The sequence below is a fragment of the Desulfovibrio sp. X2 genome, from assembly GCF_000422205.1.
GTDB lineage: Bacteria > Desulfobacterota > Desulfovibrionia > Desulfovibrionales > Desulfovibrionaceae > Alkalidesulfovibrio.
On the sequence record NZ_ATHV01000032.1, the window covers coordinates 1 to 17,627 of the forward strand.

A 17,627-nucleotide genomic window follows, 5' to 3' on the forward strand; every position below is an offset into this window, starting at 1 on the left:
CCCGCCGGGCCGTTTCGTTTGTGGGACTTGGGCCTACGTCAGCCCGCTAGCCCCTGATCCAGACGATGCTCGCCTGCCTGCCGGTCTTTTCCCGGCGGCGGTAGGAGAAGAAGGCGTCGGCCAGGGAGTGGGTGCACAGATCCAGGCCGAAGATGTTGCCGGGCCTGAGCCCCGCCTCGCGCAGCTGCAGGCGCGTGAGCCGCCAGAGGTCCACGGTCTTCTTCGCCTCGTCGTGAAACGCCTTGAAGTCGTCGCCGAACTCGTCCGCGAAGTTCACGAACTCGCTCGCCGCCGGGCCGAGGGAGGGGCCGCGCACGGCCAGTACGTCGGCCGGATCGAGGCCGTAGTGCGCGCAGAAGGCGGCCACTCCGCGGCCGGGGAAGTTCTGCACGTTGCCCCGCCAGCCCACGTGCAGCGCGGCCACGTACTTGCCCGAGGCGTGTGCCAGGAGGATCGGCTGGCAGTCCGCGGTCTTTATGACCAGGGCCTGACCGGGGAGGGAGGTGGCCAGGCCGTCGCCCTCGCCCGTGGGGCCGTCGCCGATGTCGCGCGGCTCGGGATCGAAGACCATGTCCGTGCCGTGCACCTGGCGCAGCTCCTGCCAGAAGGTGAAGCCCTGCTCCTGCTTGATGGCCTGGCGGTTGGAGCGGACCTTGGCCGGGTCGTCGCCCACGTCCAGGGAGACGTTGGCCTTGTCGAAGGGGCTGCCGGAGTAGCCCCCGATGCGCGTGCCGAAGACGCAACGCACGCCGGGCACGCCGGGGAACGCGAAGGGGATGCAGAACGGAGTGGGGATGTTCTTCATAAAGCCACCTCGATGGTTTCGTTTTCGCTGATGACGATGTGCATGGGGCAATCCCACGGCTCGCGAGGCAGTTTCGTGACGATCTGAAAATCGTAGGCCAGCCCGAGGCGCAGGCAGTGCTCCATGCCGGGCGCGGCCAGGAGGCGGTCGTAGTAGCCCGCGCCCATGCCCAGGCGCATGCCCGAGCGGTCGAAGGCCACGCCGGGGATGATGGCGAGGTCCGGCCGCACGCCGCCTTGCAGGTCTTCGAGCGGCGGGCAGCGCGCGGGATCGGGCTCGAGGATGCCGAAGCTCCCGGGCCGCAGGTCCGCGGCGCACGAGACGCAGGCCAGGTCCATGCAGCCCGGCTCCTCCGGGCGGCAGCGCGGCAGCAGCACCGTGGCCCCGCGCGCCCACAAGGCGTCTATCAGGGCCTCGGTGGCCGTCTCGCCGCGCACGGGGGAGTAGAGCAGGACCACGGCGGCCTCGGCGAAGGCGGGCAGGGCCATGATCCTCGCCTGGGCGCGGGCCGAGAGGGAGGCGCGCAGCGTGGGGGAGAGTTCCCTGCGCCTCGCCGTCATGCGGCTTCGTATCGCGCCCTTGTCGTCGTACGGAATGGTTTTCATACGTATTATCATAGTATATCCAAGACCGAGGCGAAAACCAAGCGAGGCGCGCATCGCGCCCGCATGCGACCAGCATGGTGACGGAGGAGAGATGGACGAGAAGATATACGTGGGCTTCGGGGACGTGCACGGCCAGACGGCCAACGCGGCGCGCATCCCCGGGATTGCGGAGGCGGCCGGGGTCATCGTCTCGGGCGACCTCTCGAACCTCGGCGGCAAAGCCGAGGCAGAGGCCGTGCTGGCCGCCGTCAGGGCTGCGAATCCCACGGTCTACGCCCAGATCGGCAACATGGACCGCGCGGCCGCGGACGAGGCGCTATCGGCCGCGGGAGCGAACATCCACAGGAAGGCCGTGGAGCTTCCCGGCGGCGCGTGGCTCATGGGCGCGGGCTGGTCCACGACCACGCCTTTCGGCACGCCGTCCGAGATCGACGACGCCACGCTGGGCGCCTGGCTCGAGGAGACCTGGGCCAAGGTGGGCGATCCCTCGCGCCTCATCCTCGTCTGCCATACGCCACCGCTCGATACCGCGGTGGACGTGGTGGGCTCGGGCGCGCACGTGGGAAGCGCGGCCGTGCGCGACTTCATCCTGCGCCGCGAGCCCGCGGTCTGTCTCACCGGCCACATCCACGAATCCGCGGCCGAGGACAGCCTCGGCAGGACGCGGGTGGTCAACCCCGGCATGCTCGCCGACGGCGGCTACGCGCTCATCCGCGTGCGTCCGGAGTCCATCGTCATCGAACACAGACGCATCGGGCAGGGCGCATGATCCTCTACTCCTGGAACGTGAACGGATTTCGCGCCGCGGCCAAGAAGGGCTTCTGGGACTGGTTTTCCGAGCGCAGGGCCGACGTGGTCTGCCTGCAGGAGACCAAGGCCTCGCCCGAGCAGCTGGCGCCCACGGACCTCGATCCCGAGGGCTACGTGGGCTTCTGGAACTCGGCCACGATGAAGAAGGGCTATTCCGGCACGGCCTGCCTGTGCCGCGTCCCGCCCCTGAACCACCGCCTGGACATGCCTTGGGACGAGTGGCGGGGCGAAGGGCGGCTCGTGCACGTCGAATACCCGGCCTTCCACCTGCTCAACTGCTACTTCCCCAATTCCGGCCAGGGCCCGGTGCGCCTGGCCTACAAGCTCGGCTTCTACCAGGCCTTCCTGGACTACTGCGAGGAGCTGCGGACCAAGAAGCCCGTGGTCTTCTGCGGTGACGTGAACACGGCGCACAGGCCCATCGACCTGCACGACCCGGTGGGCAACGCCAAGTCCTCCGGCTTCCTGCCCGAGGAGCGGGAATGGGTCGACCGCTTCGTGGCCGCAGGATACGTGGACACCTTCCGTCTCTTCACCGAGGACGGGGGCCACTACACCTGGTGGGACTACCGCACCCGCGCCCGGCCGAAGAACATCGGCTGGCGCATCGACTACTTCTTCGTCAGCGAGGAGCTGAGGGACAAGGTCGCGCGGGCCTGGATAGAGCCCGAGGTCATGGGCTCGGACCACTGCCCCGTGGGCCTCGAGCTGTCCGTGTAGCCGCGAACGCTTCTGCGTTTCTGGAAAAGCCCCCGGTCCACGCGGATCGAGGGCTTTTCTGCGTTCGGGAGCAGGGATTTTCCTCCCCGCCCATGACAGGACGCCGCGTCTGGAGTACATGGAGAAGTGCCGGAAATCCTCTGGCCGGTCCGCGCGGTACGGGCGGTGCGGCAGGCCTGGTCCGGCTCCTCGGCCGACGGCGCCCGTTCGCAAGGGAGGACACCATGCGCTACGTTCATGCGGATTCCGAGACCCCCGGGACATTCTCGCTGCGCGAGGCGAGCGAGCCGCTGGCCGGACCGTCCGCCGCCCTGGTGGCGGTCAAGGTCTTTTCCCTCAACCCCGGGGAGATACGCCATGCCCAGGCAGGCGCCTTGCCCAGGCCAGGCTGGGATCTGGCAGGCGAGGTCATCATGCCCGCCGGGGACGGATCGAGCCCCGAGATCGGCACCAGAGTTGTCGGCTTCCTGCCTTCCGGCTCCTGGGCCGAGCGAGTCAGCGTGCCCGGCCGCTCCCTGGCCGCCATCCCGGACGGCGTGTCCCTGGAAGAGGCCGCCTGCCTGCCAGTGGCCGGACTGACCGCCCTCAACATGCTGCACAGGGCCGGTCAGATCGTCGGGGCCAGGGTGCTGGTCAACGGGGCCTCGGGCAGCGTGGGCTACTTCTCCTGCGCCCTGGCCAGGCTCTCGGGCGCGCATGTGGTCGGCGCCCTGCGCAACGCGGACCGCGTCGACTTCGCCCGCCAAGCCGGGGCGCACGAGGTCGTGGTCAGCGAGGACCTGTCCGAGACCGCGGCCCGCGGGCCGTACGACGTGATCGTGGACACCGTGGGGGGCAAGGGCATGGAGCGGGCCGTGCAGCAGCTTGCCGCGGAAGGGCTCTACATCAGCTGCATGACACGCGGGGCGGTGACGCTCGACGATCCCGGCTACCTGCTCGCGCACAATGCCCGCATCGAGATCTACGGCGGGCTGCGCGAGACGCGGCGGACCCCTCCGGGCGACGGCCTGGCCCGGCTACTGGCCTGCGTGGCCGACAAGCGGCTCGAGGTGCCGATCGAGGAGCGCTACGGGTGGGAGTCGGTGGTCATGGCCTGCGAGCGGCTCATGGCGCGCAAGGTGCGCGGCAAGATCGTGCTGACCATAGGCTCCTGAGGCCGCCGTCGCGGCCGGAGCCCCAGGGCCGCCCGCGCGAACGACATGCGAAGGCCCCCGTTTCCGGGGGCCTTCGTCGTTGCCGCGTCTTGCGGAGATCCTATTCGTCGTCCTTGGGGCCCGCTGCCTCCGGCGAGCCCTGAGAACGCTTGCGCCGGAACTTGCCGACGAGCTTGCCGCCCGCCTTGGCCCCCTGCGCTCCTCGCGGAGCATTGCGCTCGGCCTCGGGCGTGTGCTGGGGCTTCTGCGGTGCGTGCGCGGCGCGCTCCGGGGCGTCCTGCCGGGGCTTATGAGCCTTCTCGGGCGCGGGCTTTGCAGAAGAGGGCTTGCCGGTCATGGGCCTGCCGGTTCGGGGCTTGTCGCCCCGCGTCTTGTCCGCGCGCGGCTTGCCCTCGTGCTTCCTGTCCTGGCCGGTCCGCTGGGCGTCGTCCCTGGAGAACGGTTTCGCGCCCGGGTTCTTGTCCTGCCTCCAGCCCTGCCTGTTCTCCTGCGCGGCACCGGCCGCCTGTCCGCCCTTGCCTTTGCAAGGCTTGCCGTGGGCGGGCTTGCCCGCGCGGTCGCGCTGCGTGTCGGCGTTGTTGCGGGCAGGCTTGTCCTTGAACGTCTTCCCGGACTTGCCTTCCCACTTCGCACCGCCCTGTCCCCGGTCCTGTCCGCTCTCCTGGCGGGGCTTGAATCCGCCAGGTTTCTTGCCGCGGGACGCGTCGTTCATCTCGCGGTCCCAGGGTTTGCCGGAGGTCTTCTTGCGGTCGGAAGAGCGGTCCTGAAAACGGTCCGTTCCCCGCTCGAAAGACCGGGGCTGCTCGTCGCGGCGTTTTTCACGGCGATCCCCGAACCGTTCGTCCCGGCGCTCGCGCTTCGGCTCTCCGGAGCGTTCGCCGAAAGGCTTCCCGCCCTCGGGGCGCGACTGGGAGCGCTTGTCGGAGTGTTGTCCGGGGCGCTTCTCCTGGCGGCCCATGCGTTCGTGCCCGCCCTGTTTGGGCGCGCCTCGTCCGGACTGCTCCCGTATCGGCCCCCGCTCCTGACTGCGTTCCTGTCTGCGCTCCTGGCCGCCGCGTTCGTCCCTGCCGCCGCGTTCCGCGCGCGGTGCGCTCGATCCGCGGGCCGGGCCCTTGCGCGTGGCAGGCACGTATTCCGCCATCAGCGCGCCGGACTTGGGGTCGCGCTGCTCGGGCTCCATCCAGGCGGGCTTTATCAGCGCGCCGGAGGGCAGGGGGAAGCCCTCCAGCACGACCAGGGCCAGGCCGCGCGCCGTGCAGCAGTACTGGCCCCTGCGGTCGCCGGGCAGGGCGAAGGCGTCGGAGATGACTCGCGCCCTCGTCTCGTCGGGCTTTTGCAGGCTGCGCCCGGCGTGCACGAAAGAGAGGCTCAGGCGGTTCTTGATCAGGCTCGCGGCCTGGGCCAGATGGGTCAGCCAGAGGGGAGCGCCGTGCGTGCTGAAGGTGAAATGGCACCACGGCAAGCGACCGGTGCCGGGCATGGGACAGGACGTCTGGTGAGGGCAGGGGGAGGCCACGGTCAGCCCCCTCTCCTCGATCAGCACGTGTCTGAGCGCGATGAGGCGGCGGGCGGCCAGGCGCGTGCCCGGCTCCACCAGGAGCAGGGAGCCCGTGTCCGCGAGATGGGAGCAGAGCCGTCCGGCCAGCTCTTCCAGATCCGGTTCCCGCTGGGCGGCATTCCCCTCGGCCAGCTCGTTCAGCACGTTGGCCGCGGTGATCAGGTCGTAGCGGCCGTGCGGCATCTTGAAGAGGTGCTCGTCAAGGAGCTGGATGCGCCAGGGCGAATCAGGGGCCAGGCGGCGGAAAAGGTCCATGCCGTAGCGCAGGGACTTGCCTGCCCGGTCGATGCAGGTGAACTCGATGCGCCGCGTGCGCAGGTCCGGCCGCGCCATCCACAGCGCCTGGACCACTGTCAGCGGCCCTGCGCCCAGGTCCACCACGCGCGCGCCTTCGGGCAGGTCGAGGGGCAGCGTGGCCAACAGCCGCGTCAGGCGGTAGAGGTTCCAGGGATGGAAATAGTGCAGATAGGCCGAGAGCGTGCCGGGCCGGGTCATGTAGTCCGGGGCGAAGGCCTCGGCGCGCTCGTCCGTGAGGCTCGCGGACAGTTCGCGGACCTCGAACGGCAGGTTGCGGGCGTACTTGGGCTTGAGCGGCATGGCTTCCTTGAGGAAGGCGCCGTATTCGCCGAGGAGCCGGATCGCGTCGTCCGGCATGGGAAAGAAGAGCGCGGAGGGAGTCTCAGGGGACATAGTCGAAGTGCATCCTTTCAATGTAGCGACGGCCGAAGTCCGCTTCGGCGGCCATGTCCAGCACGTGCGAGCGGCCGGGCAGCAGGGCCGCGCTCGCCAGGGCCTCGTCGTTCACGGCCAGGAGGCGGGCTCCGGCCAGCGAGGTGTTGCCCGCGGCCACTGCCTTGGCGGCCAGGGAAGCGGGGATGAAGCCGAGCTCCGCCAGGTCTTCCGGCCGCACGTGGCTGCCGAGGGCTCCGGCCAGATAGAGGGTGGAAACATCTCCGGGGGCCAGTCCGGCCTCGGCAAGCAGGGCCGAGACGGCGGCGTTGCAGGCCGCCTTGACCTTCAGCACCTCCTCGACGTCCGAGGCGCGCATGGCGAGGTGGCCCGGCAATCCCAGCACGGCCTCGCCGTGCTCCTCGCGCAGTCCGGCGAGCAGACGCGCGGCCAGGGGCGAGGTCCCTGACACGAAGTGCCCCCTCGCGTCAAGCGCCCCGGCGCGCCGAAGCTGCGCCAGCAGCGAGAGGGCGCCCGTGCCGGTCATGCCGCGAAGCCTTGCACCTTCCCACGGTCCCTCGGCGGTGGGCAGGACCTCGGGCGTGAGCCCCCTCGGGCCGAGGCCGAAGCCCGCGGCCGCTCCGGGGCCCGCAAGGCAGCCGCCGGACAGGCCCACGCCCTCGAGCGCCGGGCCCATGGGCACGCTCGCCAGGAGGAGCCGTCCGCCGGGCAGGGCCAGGGCGAACTCGCCGTTGGTTCCGAAGTCCGCCAGCAGCCAGGGCGCGGGCGGGGCGACCTCGGCCTCCAGGTGGAGGATGCCCGCGGACACGTCGCCGCCCACGAAGGGACCGAGCTGGGGCGGGATGACGCACTCGGGCAGGTCCTCGGCAAGGAGCTCCTTTTGTCCGCCCGCGTATTCCAGGCGATACGGCGCGCAGGAGAGCCCTTCCACCGACCGGCCGAGGAAGAGGCAGGTCATGGAGGGGTTGGCGGCCACGACGAGTCTGTCGGGCGAGCCCGCGGCGCGGTGCAGGGTGCGCAGCCTCTCGACCACCAGCCTGCGCAGGTGGTCGGCGTGGCCGGACATGGCGAAGGCCAGGCGGGACATGATCTCGCTGCCCGCGCCGAGCTGGGGGTTGGGCTCCGAGGCCTCGGCCAGGACGCGGCCTTGTTCGTCCAGGGCCGCCCAATGGATGCTCGTTGTGCCGAGGTCCACGGCCAGGGCCGCGGCCTTGGTCTCGGGGAGGAGGGCCGCGGCGCCTCCGGCCCTGGGCCAGGATTCGACCGCCATGCCCGGCACGGCCTGGTGGCGGCAGGCCAGGCGGATGCCGTCCGCCAGTTCCTCGGCCGACAGGAGCCGCTCCTCGGTGGCGTCGGCCGCCGGGAGTCCGGCCAGAAAGCGCGTCCTGCAGCGGCCGCAGCGCCCCACCCCCCCGCACAGCGGCTTGACAGGACCGCCGTCGTAAAGGAACATGAGCTGCGCCACGGTGAGCCCGTGTCCTGGGTCCACGGCACGCTCGCCGGCCTGTGCATCCACGAAAAGGAAAGAGTCGCCCGTTTTGTCCATCACCTCGATGATGGAGCGGGCGGCGGTTTTTTGCAATCTTTGGGAGCGGAAAATACGCACTTTTCCCCGCCCGAGGGTTGACGCCGCCTGCCCAGGACTTAGGTCAGTGCAGACGAACAACGCTTACGAAAGCCACAAGGAGAAGGCCATGTCCACATATCCCGACAGGTATTGCCCGCACTGCGGCGAGAAACTCTGCGAGTGGGAAGCTCCCCCGGAAACGTGGTGGGGCATCATCCTGGTCTGCAACAACAACGAGTGCAGCTACTTCAAGGGATCGCCCGAACAGATCCAGGGCAAGCGCGACGATTCGAACCTCGGCACCCGCTACGCCGAGGACCCGGCGCTCAACTTCGCGCCCTTCAACCTCCTTTCCTGGTGCCCGCCGGTCTAGCAGCTTCCGGCCGGCCCGCCCGCGCGACTCCACGCGATTTCGAGAGGCCCCCGCACGGGGCCTCTCTTTTTACCCTCGCTCCGGGCATGGCCCCGGATACATTGACAAGTCGGCCACCCGGCTCGATACTGTGGGTCATGCCCCGCCTGAACGCGTCCGCAACGCCCGGGATCGTCTGATGTCCGGCCATGCCATCGGCGTCGTCGCCGTCGTCTTCATCGTCGGCGTGGTCGGGCTGGTGGCCATCTTCTTTCTGCTGAACACCGCGGAAACCCTCTCCAAGCTCCTCGCCCACGTGCTCCATCGTCTGGCCCGCAACCCCGTGCAGCGGGCCTCGACGACCACGCACGTGGACCGCTCGCAGACCGTCATCCAGCATTTCCACGGCTCCGGACCGGCCCCGCAGGCGGCAGTGCCGGGAGCGGAGCGGACGTATCGCGTCTCTCTGGCAGCTCCGGACGGCCCGCCCGCGCTCGAGCCCGAGGACGAGCCCCTGACCCTGCCGCCCGGCCAGGAGGCCTTCCTCGTGCCCGTTGAGATGGAGCCGGACGCCTACGGCTACATCACCCGCACCGGCAGGCAGGTCATCGAGCCGCGCTTCGAGTACGCCGAGCCCTTCAGCGAGGGGCTGGCCGTCATCGGCCGGGACGGGCATTACGGCTACATCGACGCCGCGGGCAGCGAGGTCATCTCCGCCGTGTTCGACGACGCGGGCGAGTTCGCCGAGGGGCTGGCCCCGGTCATGCGCGGCGGCAGATACGGCTTCATCGACGCCTCGGGCACCTTCGTCATAGCGCCCGCCTACGACGGCGCGGCCTCGTTCGGCCAGGGACTGGCCGCCGTGCTGGTCGCCGGAAGGTACGGCTATGTGGACACGCGCGGCGAAATGGCCATCCCGCCGCGCTTCGACTACGCCGGGCGTTTCCGCGCAGGCAAGGCGGCGGTCATGCTCGACGGCGAGTGCGGCTTCCTTTCTCTTGCGGGCGAGTGCGGCATGCTGCCGCCGCATACCTGTCCGGGCGGCTTTTCCGAGGCGCTGGTGCCCGTGCTGCGAAACGGCGCCTGGGGCTATGCGCTGCAGAACGGCAAGATGCACATCCAGCCGCGCTTCGAGGCTGCGGAGCCGTTCAGCGAGGGGCTGGCCGCCGTCTGCGAGAACGGTCGATGGGGCTACATCGACATGTACGGCCGCTCTGTGGTTTCGCCTCGGCTGGAGCGCGCGGGCGCCTTCAGCGAGGGGCTGGCCCCGGCCTGCGAGAAGGGGCTGTGGGGATTTCTTCTGCCTGACGGCGAATGGGCCGTGGAGCCCGTGTGGCAGATGGCCCATCCCTTTTCCGACGGCCTGTCCCGCGTACGCGTGGACGGCCGCTGGGGCTACGTCAGGCCGGATGGATCGTTCGCCCTGGAGGCGGTCTTCGAGGAAGCCGGGGATTTCCGCCACGACCTCGCCCTGGTGCGCAGGGACGGCCGCGACATGTATCTCGATTCGAGCGGCAGCGTGATCTGCCTGCTGCCCGCGGCGGACGGGGCCGGGCGGGGACGCGGCCGCTTTGCGCCGAAAGGATAGGACTGGAACGGACGGAGGAATGTTCCTCCGGGCGAACTGCCCTGATTTTTGGGAGAGGTCCGGAGCCGGAAACGACAGCGGCCCCGTGAGGGGCCGCCGATGGTTTCGGAAGGGTCGGGTCGGGCAGGCTAGAGCTTGCGCACCTCGGGGGGAGTCTTGTCCTCGACCTTGGCCTGCAGCGGCTCCTTCTCGTCGAGCACTGCCGTGTATTCCTTCACCTCTTTGCTGAAATCCGCCATGTTCTTCCGGGAGACGTTGTTCGCCGGAGGCGTCTTCACGGCCAACGGATTGATGTACTTGCCGCCGAGCCGCATGCGGAAGTCGAGGTGCGGGCCCGTGGCCAGTCCGCTCGATCCCACGTAGCCGATGATCTGCCCTTGCGAGACGCTGGTGCCGGTGCGGATGCCGCGGGCGTAGCCGTGCAGGTGAGAGTACCAGGTCTCGTAGCCGTTGCGGTGCCTGACCTTGATCATGCGTCCCGCGCCGCCGTTCACGCCCACGAAGGTCACCACTCCGTCGCCGATGGTGCGCACCGGCGTTCCGACCGGCGCGGCGTAGTCGATGGCGGGATGCGCCCTGAACTCGTGCAGGATGGGGTGGAAGCGCTTCCAGGAGAAGCTCGAGCTGATGCGGGTGAACTTGAGCGGGGCCTTGAGGAAGGCCTTGCGCATGGAGTGGCCGTCGCTGCTGTAGTAGGAGGGGCGATAGGCGCCGTCGGTGTACAGGAAGGCGTAGTAGCTGTCGCCCTGGTTGTCGAAGCGGGCGGCCAGGATCTTGCCGTAGCCCGCGAAGTTGCCGTCCAGGTAGCGCTTCTCCACGACCACGCGGAACGAGTCGCCTTCGCGCAGGTCGCGGGCGAAGTCCACGTCCCATTCGAAGATGTTGCCCAGGGCGAAGGCCAGGGCGTCGTGCTCCCCGGCGTCTTCCACGGCCTGGAACAGGCTGTCCGTAATGGTGCCTTTGACCATGACGGTGGAGACGTCATAGTCGATGGGCACACGGTTCACCTCGAAGCCGTTGTCGTCGAGGTTGACCACGAGGCGCTCGTCGCTGTCGATGTCGTAGACGAACTGGCGCAGGGAGTTGTCCTCCGCGACGATGGAGTAGTCGCGGCCCGCGTTGATGCGCGAGAGGGGGAAGACCGAGGCGCATTTCTGGGCCAGGGTGTGGATGTCGGCCGTGGATATGTACTGTCCGAGTATGTCGGAGACCGTATCACCGGGCTTGACCGTTCCCTTGATGACGGACGTGGCGGGCTCGGCCGGGGCGGCCGTACAGTTCTCGGCAGTCTGCTCCGGCTGCTGCACCTGGGCCGGCGCCGGTGCGTCGTCCTTTTTGCTGTGCATCAGCGGGGTGACGAGCACGGCCGCCAGGATCAGGACACAGAACAGAAAGGCCAAACGAACCGGGCGGATTCGTTTGGCCTTTGCAATAATATTGTAGCTGTTCGTTTTACGCATGGTCTCTTCGTAATTTCTTCGATTTCCTGTCTTAGTGTACAAAGGCGATCAGTTTCTGGCTTGCTACACTATTCGAAAAGCCCTGTCCAGAACGTAGAAACGTCTTTTTACTTCAATGTAGTTGATGTCATGCAGTCCGGGGCTCTCAGCCCGCTCCGGAAGCCGATTCCGGGGTGGGGCTCAAAAAATTAAGTATCCGGGGAAGGGGACGATAAGGCGAGTGACTGTGCCTCATAGCGTTATAGGTTTTCACTAGTTACGGTATCCGGCAAGGACGCCGGGAAGGAATCCAAGGAGGAATACCATGTCGCTCGTCATCAACCACAACATGATGGCCATGACCGCGTCCCGCAACCTGACCTCGGCCTACGACAGTCTGAGCACCTCGGTGAACAGGCTCTCTTCCGGCCTGCGCATCAACAGTTCCGCGGACGACGCCGCGGGGCTGGCGATCCGCGAGCTCATGCGCTCGGACATCTCGGCGCTGAACCAGGGTGTGCGCAACGCCAACGACGCCATCTCGCTCATCCAGACTGCGGACGGCGCGCTGCAGGTGGTGGACGAAAAGCTGATCCGCATGAAGGAGCTGGCCGAGCAGGCGGCCACCGGCACCTACAACTCCGACCAGCGCCTGATCATCGACTCCGAGTACCAGGCCATGGCTTCGGAAATCACCCGTATCGCCAGCGCCACGGACTTCAACGGCATCTACCTGCTGAACGGCAACCTCTCGTCCGAGACGCACAGCGGCGCGGGGCTCAATTCCACCGGGAAGCTGAAGGTCCACTTCGGCCCGGGCAACGACTCGTCCGAGGACTACTACTACGTCCAGGTCGGCACCTCCACGGCCTCCGCCCTGGGCGTGGGCCTGGGCGCCACCACCACGGCCGGGCGCTCCATCTCCACGCAGGAGCTGGCCCAGACCGCCCTGGACCAGATCAACAAGGCCATCGTCTCCAAGGACAAGATCCGCGCCAACCTGGGCGCCCTGCAGAACCGCCTGGAGAACACGGTGACCAACCTGCAGATCCAGGCCGAGAACCTGCAGGCTTCCGAGTCGCGCATCTCCGACGTGGACGTGGCCACCGAGATGACCGAGTACACCCGCGACCAGATCCTGTCGCAGTCCGCCGTGGCCATGCTCTCGCAGGCCAACAGCCTGCCGAAGATGGCCCTGAACCTCATCCAGGGCTAGCCTCGGTTCGCCCGAACCGGGCTTCGCAACGAAAGGGGCCCTCCGCGAGGAGGGCCCCTTTTTGTTTCGCAGCGGGAGCGGGAATCGGCTCAGGCCGAGGGGGCCAGGCCCTGCCGTCCCTTGCGCGGGCGCGACTGGCTCAGGAAGACGCCGAGAAAGACGAGGAGCGAGGCGAGGTACTGTTGGGTGCTGAAGCGGTCGCCGAGCAGCAGGCTGCCCAGGATCAGCGTGACCACCGGGATCAGGTTGACGAAGGCCGTCGCCTGGCCCGCGGGCAGGCGGCTCATGCCGAAGTTGTAGAAGCCGTAGGCCCCGATGCTGATGAAGAGCCCGAGGTAGACCACGCACAGGGCGGGCAGGAGGGGGAGCGCCGCGGGCAGGCTTACGCCGGTGACGGCCATGGCGGGCACGAAGAAGACCGCGCCCACGAGCGCCTGCATGAAGGTCAGAAACCAGGAGTTGTAGCGAGTCGTGAGCTTCTTCAGGAGCAGCATGTAGCCGGTGGCGCAGCACATGGCCAGGAACTCCAGGAAGTTGCCGAGCAGGGGATCGGGCGCATTCTCCGTGGTCGCTGCCACTCCGGTGAGCCAGACCACGCCCGCGATGGACAGGAGGAAGCCGCAGTACGTGCGCAGGGAGGTGCGCTCCTGCAGGAAGATGCGCGCGCCCACTGCCGTGAGCAGCGGCAGGATGGCCGTGATCATGCCCGCTTGCGAGGCCGCGGTGTAGCGCAGGGCGTAGGCCTCGCAGACGAAGTAGAGGCAGGGCTCGCACAGCGCCATGAGCACGATCCACTTCCAGTCGCCCGGCCGGTAGTCGGCCCGAAAGCGCCTGAGGAAGACGGCGAAGGCCAGGGCCGCGATGGCCATGCGGCTGAAGACCACGAGCATGGGGTGGAAGGCGCCTACGGCCACCTTCATGGCGATGAAGGAGCTGCCCCACAGGACCACGGCCGCGATCAGGGCCAGGGTCGGGAGCGTGGCTTCGTTGCTGCGCAGGTGCATCGTTTTCTCCATATGAAAACGCGCCGGCGGACCAGGGGTCCACCGGCGCGCGGCCGTTCCTGATCGATGGGGTATCGCCGAGGTCAGCGTGCCGTCCGCACGGCGCGGGCGGTCGTCCTTCGCCAGGCGCGCCGCGCGCCGTGGCGCCCGTTTTTGTGGTGCGTCGTGCGGGTCGCTTGCATGGATGCTTTCGTGTCCTGTCGCGCTAGCTGTTCAGGACGCCGGTGTGGCGGCCGACCTTTTCCCGGGCCATGTGGGCGTCGAAATCCTCTGCAGGCCAGTCCAGCGGCGAGGCCTCGCCCTTGAGCAGCAGTTCCCTGACCTCCGAGGAGACGGGATGCCCCTCGCGGATGAAGCCGGTGTAGATGCCCGCGTGGTCCACGTCGCCGATGAGGATGCAGCCGACCAGGCGGTCGCCCTCGGCGTCCTTCTTGAAGACGAGCTTGCGGTAGCGCATGGCCGCCTCGTCGCAGCGCACCACGACTTCGTAGCCCGCGTCCGCGGGCGGGTTGCTGAGCCCCACGGAGATGGTACCCAGGCCGAAGAAGGGGATGGAGTTCATGGCCAGGCCGCCCGCATAGGGGGTGTCGGCGCCCGCCATGTTGGCGCCGGCGTTGGCGCCCTGGTTGTAGGCGCTCGGCCAGATGGGGGTCACGGCGCGCGTGCCGCTCTGCATGTCCAGCGCCTCGGCCACGTCGCCCGCGGCGAAGATGTCCGCGTCACTCGTGCGCATGTGGTCGTCGCAGACGATGCCCTTGTTGCACGTCACATTCGCGCTTCTGGCCAGCTCCAGGCGCGGGAAGACGCCCGTGGCCATGATCACGCAGTCCGCGGGCAGGTCGCCGTCCTCGGTGCTCACGCCCGTCACGCGGCCGGAGGCGTCCGTGAGCACGGCCTTGGGCGCGGCGTTCTTGAACTTGAGCCCTTTCGTCTCCAGATGGCGGCGCACCAGTGCGCCCGCCTCCTCGTCGAAATAGACGCGCATGATGCGCGAGCGCACCACCAGGGTCACGTCCTTGCCGAGCAGGGTCAGTCCCTCCGCGGCCTTGAGCGCGATGAGGCCCGCGCCGATGACCACGAAGCGCTTGGCCTCGGCCGCGATGCCCTTCATCTCCTGCGCGTGCGCCCAGGTGGTGAAGGTGTGCACGCCCGTCGCGTCCTTGCCCGGGATGTTCGCCACGCCCGCGGCGCCGCCCGTGGCCAGGAGCAGCTTCTCGTAGGGCACGCGCTCGCCGTTAGCGAGGACCACGGCCTTCTTTCCGGCGTCCACGGAGGCCACCTCGCAGCCGAGGCGCACGGTCACGTGGTTGTCGGCGTAGAAGGACTCCGGACGCAGGGCCATGTCGTCCGCCTTGACCTTGCCCGCGAGGTAGTAGGAGATCAGGGGACGGCCGTAGGTGGCCCGCTCCTCCTCGCTGAGCACGAGGATGCCGCCGGTCTTGTCGTGGGCGCGGATACCCTCTATGGCGCCGATGCTGGCCACGCCGTTGCCGATGATGACGTATTTCATGGGATGCCCCTGCGAACGAATTGGTGAAAAAAGGTGCAAGGAATCTAGCCAAAGGGGCGCGGCGCGTAAAGGCTTTTCGGCCCCCGTATTGACACGCCGGAGCATCCGTTTCATTGAAGGTCCTGCGCGCGCCCGCGCGCCGTGCCGGGGGCTTGCCGGAAGGCCGCCGCCCGGTACGGATATCCGAGAGACACCGAGACCATGCAGGAAGGTTCCATGAGCAGCGAGACCGAAAAGCCCGCGATGCCGAGCAACTTCATCAAGGCCATCATCGAAGAGGACATGCGTACCGACAAGTGGGGCGGCCGCGTGCACACGCGCTTCCCGCCGGAGCCCAACGGCTACCTGCACATCGGCCACGCCAAGTCCATCTGCCTGAACTTCGGCCTGGCGCGCGAGTACGGCGGGCAATGCAACCTGCGCTTCGACGACACGAACCCGACCAAGGAGGACGTGGAGTACGTCGACTCCATCAAGGCGGACGTGCACTGGCTCGGCTTCGACTGGGAGGACCGCTGCTTCTACGCCTCGGACTACTTCGAGCGCCTCTTCGAGTGCGCCGTCAGGCTCATAAAGCTCGGCAAGGCCTACGTGGACTCGCTCTCGGCCGACGAGATCCGCGAGCACCGGGGCACCCTGACCAGGCCCGGCACCGAGAGCCCGTACAGGAACCGCACCGCCGAGGAGAACCTCGACCTCTTCATGCGCATGCGCGCGGGCGAGTTCCCCGACGGTGCCCACGTGCTGCGCGCCAAGATCGACATGACGCACCCGAACATCGTCATGCGCGACCCGACGCTCTACCGCATCCGCCACGCGCACCACCACCGCACAGGCGACCAGTGGTGCATCTATCCCATGTACGACTTCACGCACTGCCTCTCGGACTCCTTCGAGGGCGTGACGCATTCGCTGTGCACCCTGGAGTTCGAGAACAACCGCGAGCTCTACGACTGGGTGCTGGACACGCTGGAGATGTACCATCCGCGCCAGTACGAGTTCGCGCGGCTGAACATGACCCACGTGGTGCTCTCCAAACGCAAGCTCATCAAGCTCGTGTCGGAAGGCGCGGTGGACGGCTGGGACGACCCGCGCATGCCCACCATCAGCGGCTTCCGCCGCCGCGGCTACACGCCCGAGGCCATCCGCGACTTCTGCGAGCGCATCGGCGTGGCGCGCAGCGGCAACAGCGTGGTGGACTACGGCCTGCTCGAGCACTGCCTGCGCGAGGACCTGAACGACTGCGCGCCGCGCGTCATGGGCGTGCTGCGCCCGCTGAAGCTGACCATCGTCAACTACCCCGACGACAAGGTGGACGAGTTCGAGTTCCCGTTCCATCCCGAGAAGCCGGAGATGGGCTCGCGCAAGCTGCCGTTCACGAAGGAGCTGTGGATCGAGCGCACGGACTTCATGGAGAACGCGCCGAAGAAGTGGTTCCGCCTGGCCCCGGGCCAGGAGGTGCGGCTGCGCTACGCCTACTACGTGCGCTGCGTGGACGTGGTGCGCGACGCTTCGGGCGAGGTCGTGGAGCTCAAGTGCGAGTACGATCCGGCCACCAAGGGCGGCTGGTCCAATGACGGCCGCAAGGTCAAGGGGACGCTGCACTGGCTCTCCGCGCGCCATGCGGTGCCTGCCGAGTTCCGTCTCTTCGACCACCTCTTCCGCGAGGGCGGCCCGGCCGACGTGACCGATCCGGACTCCCTGGCCGCGAGCCTGAACCCGGATTCCATGGAAGTGCTCAAGGGCTTCGTGGAGCCCGGCCTGGCCGACACCGAGCCCGGCTGGCACTGCCAGTTCGAGCGCACCGGCTACTTCTGCGCCGATGCGCGCCTGACCCAGCCCGGCGCCCCGGTCTTCAACCGCACCACAGGCCTTCGCGACACCTTCGCCAAGGAGCTGCAGAAGGGCTAGGGACAGGGCGGCTTCCTCAACGCGACGAAGCGGGCGGACGCATGGGCGTCCGCCCGCTTTTTTTTGCCGCGCGGCCGGAATCAGCGGCCGTAGGTCACGGTCAGGGTCGCCTTGCCCAGGCGATGGCTGTTGAGCACGAAGCCGACCATGGCGGCCGAGGCGTCCGTGGGCAGGCCGAGGTGTTCCACGTCAAGGGCGTTGAGGGTGAAGACGTAGCGGTGGGGCCGGTCGCCCGCGGGCGGACAGCCGCCTCCGTAGCCCGGCGCTCCGAAGTCGGTGCGCGACTGCACGGCCGCCGCCGGGAGCCCCGCGCCGTCCGGCCTCACGCCCGGCGGCAGCGACGTGGCCGAGGCCGGGATGTCGAAGACGACCCAGTGCCACCAGCCGCTTCCCGTGGGCGCGTCCGGGTCGTACATGGTCAGGACGAAGCTTTTCGTCCCGGCGGGCGGCGCGCTCCAGGAGAGGGCCGGGGAGCGGTTCTCCCCGGAGCAGCCGAAGGCGTCGTTCAGCTGGGCCGTGGGAAGCGTGCCGCCGTCCTTCATGTCCGGGCTGGACAGGCTGAAGCGCGCGGCGTGCGCCCGGCCGCCCGGCATGGCCAGGAACAGCGGGACCAGAAGCAGCAGGGCCGAAAACACGGTGAGGCGTGAAACGGTGATGCGCATGGCGGACCTCCCGGTCGGGTTTCGCCATGCTCTAGC

General features: G+C 68.4%; 15 protein-coding genes. 7 read left to right on the forward strand and 8 right to left on the reverse strand.

Going from position 1 to position 17,627, the window contains the following annotated elements:
- Positions 1 to 46: 46 nt before the first annotated feature.
- Both DSX2_RS10920 and DSX2_RS10925 read right to left on the reverse strand, forming a co-directional pair.
- On the reverse strand, positions 47 to 805 hold the full coding sequence (locus tag DSX2_RS10920) for a polyphenol oxidase family protein (RefSeq protein WP_020881096.1): 759 nt from the start codon (positions 803 to 805) through the stop codon (positions 47 to 49).
- Positions 802 to 1,410, reverse strand: a complete 609-nt coding sequence (locus DSX2_RS10925; RefSeq protein WP_035041923.1) for a 5-formyltetrahydrofolate cyclo-ligase — start codon at positions 1,408 to 1,410, stop codon at positions 802 to 804. Before DSX2_RS10925 ends, DSX2_RS10920 begins: the two co-directional genes overlap by 4 nt.
- 91 nt (positions 1,411 to 1,501) lie before the next feature.
- Between DSX2_RS10925 and DSX2_RS10930 the strand changes: the two genes are divergently transcribed.
- The 3 genes from DSX2_RS10930 (at position 1,502) to DSX2_RS10940 (ending at position 4,094) form a co-directional block, all read left to right on the forward strand.
- Positions 1,502 to 2,179: a metallophosphoesterase gene (locus DSX2_RS10930; RefSeq protein ID WP_020881098.1), complete on the forward strand. Its 678-nt coding sequence runs from the start codon at positions 1,502 to 1,504 to the stop codon at positions 2,177 to 2,179.
- Positions 2,176 to 2,940: an exodeoxyribonuclease III gene (locus DSX2_RS10935; protein WP_020881099.1), complete on the forward strand. Its 765-nt coding sequence runs from the start codon at positions 2,176 to 2,178 to the stop codon at positions 2,938 to 2,940. Before DSX2_RS10930 ends, DSX2_RS10935 begins: the two co-directional genes overlap by 4 nt.
- Positions 2,941 to 3,164: 224 nt before the next feature.
- Positions 3,165 to 4,094 carry a zinc-binding dehydrogenase gene (locus DSX2_RS10940; RefSeq protein ID WP_020881100.1) on the forward strand — a complete coding sequence of 310 codons (930 nt, stop codon included), beginning with the start codon at positions 3,165 to 3,167 and terminating at the stop codon, positions 4,092 to 4,094.
- Positions 4,095 to 4,194: 100 nt separating this feature from the next.
- Here the strand turns inward: DSX2_RS10940 and DSX2_RS17615 are convergent, their stop codons facing one another.
- Positions 4,195 to 6,342: a small ribosomal subunit Rsm22 family protein gene (locus DSX2_RS17615; RefSeq protein WP_020881101.1), complete on the reverse strand. Its 2,148-nt coding sequence runs from the start codon at positions 6,340 to 6,342 to the stop codon at positions 4,195 to 4,197.
- Entirely contained in the window at positions 6,332 to 7,831 is a 1,500-nt protein-coding gene (locus DSX2_RS10950) for an ASKHA domain-containing protein (RefSeq protein WP_236615109.1), read from the reverse strand. Before DSX2_RS10950 ends, DSX2_RS17615 begins: the two co-directional genes overlap by 11 nt.
- A 205-nt stretch (positions 7,832 to 8,036) precedes the next feature.
- Here DSX2_RS10950 and DSX2_RS10955 point away from each other — a divergent pair, with 205 nt between their 5' ends.
- Together DSX2_RS10955 and DSX2_RS10960 are read left to right on the forward strand one after the other, a co-directional pair.
- Entirely contained in the window at positions 8,037 to 8,282 is a 246-nt protein-coding gene (locus DSX2_RS10955; RefSeq protein WP_035041962.1) for a hypothetical protein, read from the forward strand.
- A 178-nt stretch (positions 8,283 to 8,460) separates the two neighbouring features.
- Positions 8,461 to 9,849 (forward strand): WG repeat-containing protein, encoded by a 1,389-nt coding sequence (locus DSX2_RS10960; RefSeq protein ID WP_020881104.1) that lies wholly within the window; start codon positions 8,461 to 8,463, stop codon positions 9,847 to 9,849.
- Positions 9,850 to 9,977: 128 nt separating this feature from the next.
- Here DSX2_RS10960 and DSX2_RS10965 read toward each other — a convergent pair whose 3' ends face one another.
- On the reverse strand, positions 9,978 to 11,309 hold the full coding sequence (locus tag DSX2_RS10965) for a peptidoglycan DD-metalloendopeptidase family protein (RefSeq protein ID WP_020881105.1): 1,332 nt from the start codon (positions 11,307 to 11,309) through the stop codon (positions 9,978 to 9,980).
- A gap of 304 nt (positions 11,310 to 11,613) precedes the next feature.
- On the opposite strand from DSX2_RS10965, the gene DSX2_RS10970 reads away from it, so the two are divergent.
- Positions 11,614 to 12,504, forward strand: coding sequence for a flagellin (locus DSX2_RS10970; protein ID WP_020881106.1), 891 nt, complete (start codon positions 11,614 to 11,616; stop codon positions 12,502 to 12,504).
- Positions 12,505 to 12,593: 89 nt separating this feature from the next.
- On the opposite strand, the gene DSX2_RS10975 is transcribed toward DSX2_RS10970, so the two are convergent.
- Both DSX2_RS10975 and DSX2_RS10980 read right to left on the reverse strand, forming a co-directional pair.
- A complete protein-coding gene (locus DSX2_RS10975) occupies positions 12,594 to 13,508 on the reverse strand; it encodes a DMT family transporter (RefSeq protein ID WP_020881107.1) in 915 nt (304 codons plus the stop codon).
- 205 nt (positions 13,509 to 13,713) lie between these two features.
- Positions 13,714 to 15,018, reverse strand: a complete 1,305-nt coding sequence (locus DSX2_RS10980) for an NAD(P)/FAD-dependent oxidoreductase (RefSeq protein WP_020881108.1) — start codon at positions 15,016 to 15,018, stop codon at positions 13,714 to 13,716.
- Between the two features lie 216 nt (positions 15,019 to 15,234).
- On the opposite strand from DSX2_RS10980, the gene DSX2_RS10985 reads away from it, so the two are divergent.
- The gene (locus DSX2_RS10985) at positions 15,235 to 16,929 is read left to right on the forward strand and encodes a glutamine--tRNA ligase/YqeY domain fusion protein (RefSeq protein WP_020881109.1); all 1,695 of its coding nucleotides are present in this window, start codon (positions 15,235 to 15,237) and stop codon (positions 16,927 to 16,929) included.
- 80 nt (positions 16,930 to 17,009) lie between these two features.
- On the opposite strand, the gene DSX2_RS10990 is transcribed toward DSX2_RS10985, so the two are convergent.
- Positions 17,010 to 17,591 carry a YbhB/YbcL family Raf kinase inhibitor-like protein gene (locus DSX2_RS10990; RefSeq protein ID WP_020881110.1) on the reverse strand — a complete coding sequence of 194 codons (582 nt, stop codon included), beginning with the start codon at positions 17,589 to 17,591 and terminating at the stop codon, positions 17,010 to 17,012.
- Between the last annotated feature and the right edge of the window lie 36 nt (positions 17,592 to 17,627).

Bases quoted from the DNA above. Each gene is read 5' to 3' on its own strand.
- DSX2_RS10970 (WP_020881106.1), top strand. From the start codon at position 11,614: ATGTCGCTCGTCATCAACCACAACATGATGGCCATGACCGCGTCCCGC.
- DSX2_RS17615 (WP_020881101.1), bottom strand. From the start codon at position 6,342: ATGTCCCCTGAGACTCCCTCCGCGCTCTTCTTTCCCATGCCGGACGAC.
- DSX2_RS10925 (WP_035041923.1), bottom strand. From the start codon at position 1,410: ATGAAAACCATTCCGTACGACGACAAGGGCGCGATACGAAGCCGCATG.
- DSX2_RS10930 (WP_020881098.1), top strand. From the start codon at position 1,502: ATGGACGAGAAGATATACGTGGGCTTCGGGGACGTGCACGGCCAGACG.
- DSX2_RS10935 (WP_020881099.1), top strand. From the start codon at position 2,176: ATGATCCTCTACTCCTGGAACGTGAACGGATTTCGCGCCGCGGCCAAG.
- DSX2_RS10990 (WP_020881110.1), bottom strand. From the start codon at position 17,591: ATGCGCATCACCGTTTCACGCCTCACCGTGTTTTCGGCCCTGCTGCTT.
- DSX2_RS10965 (WP_020881105.1), bottom strand. From the start codon at position 11,309: ATGCGTAAAACGAACAGCTACAATATTATTGCAAAGGCCAAACGAATC.
- DSX2_RS10980 (WP_020881108.1), bottom strand. From the start codon at position 15,018: ATGAAATACGTCATCATCGGCAACGGCGTGGCCAGCATCGGCGCCATA.
- DSX2_RS10920 (WP_020881096.1), bottom strand. From the start codon at position 805: ATGAAGAACATCCCCACTCCGTTCTGCATCCCCTTCGCGTTCCCCGGC.
- DSX2_RS10955 (WP_035041962.1), top strand. From the start codon at position 8,037: ATGTCCACATATCCCGACAGGTATTGCCCGCACTGCGGCGAGAAACTC.
- DSX2_RS10985 (WP_020881109.1), top strand. From the start codon at position 15,235: ATGAGCAGCGAGACCGAAAAGCCCGCGATGCCGAGCAACTTCATCAAG.
- DSX2_RS10960 (WP_020881104.1), top strand. From the start codon at position 8,461: ATGTCCGGCCATGCCATCGGCGTCGTCGCCGTCGTCTTCATCGTCGGC.
- DSX2_RS10940 (WP_020881100.1), top strand. From the start codon at position 3,165: ATGCGCTACGTTCATGCGGATTCCGAGACCCCCGGGACATTCTCGCTG.
- DSX2_RS10975 (WP_020881107.1), bottom strand. From the start codon at position 13,508: ATGCACCTGCGCAGCAACGAAGCCACGCTCCCGACCCTGGCCCTGATC.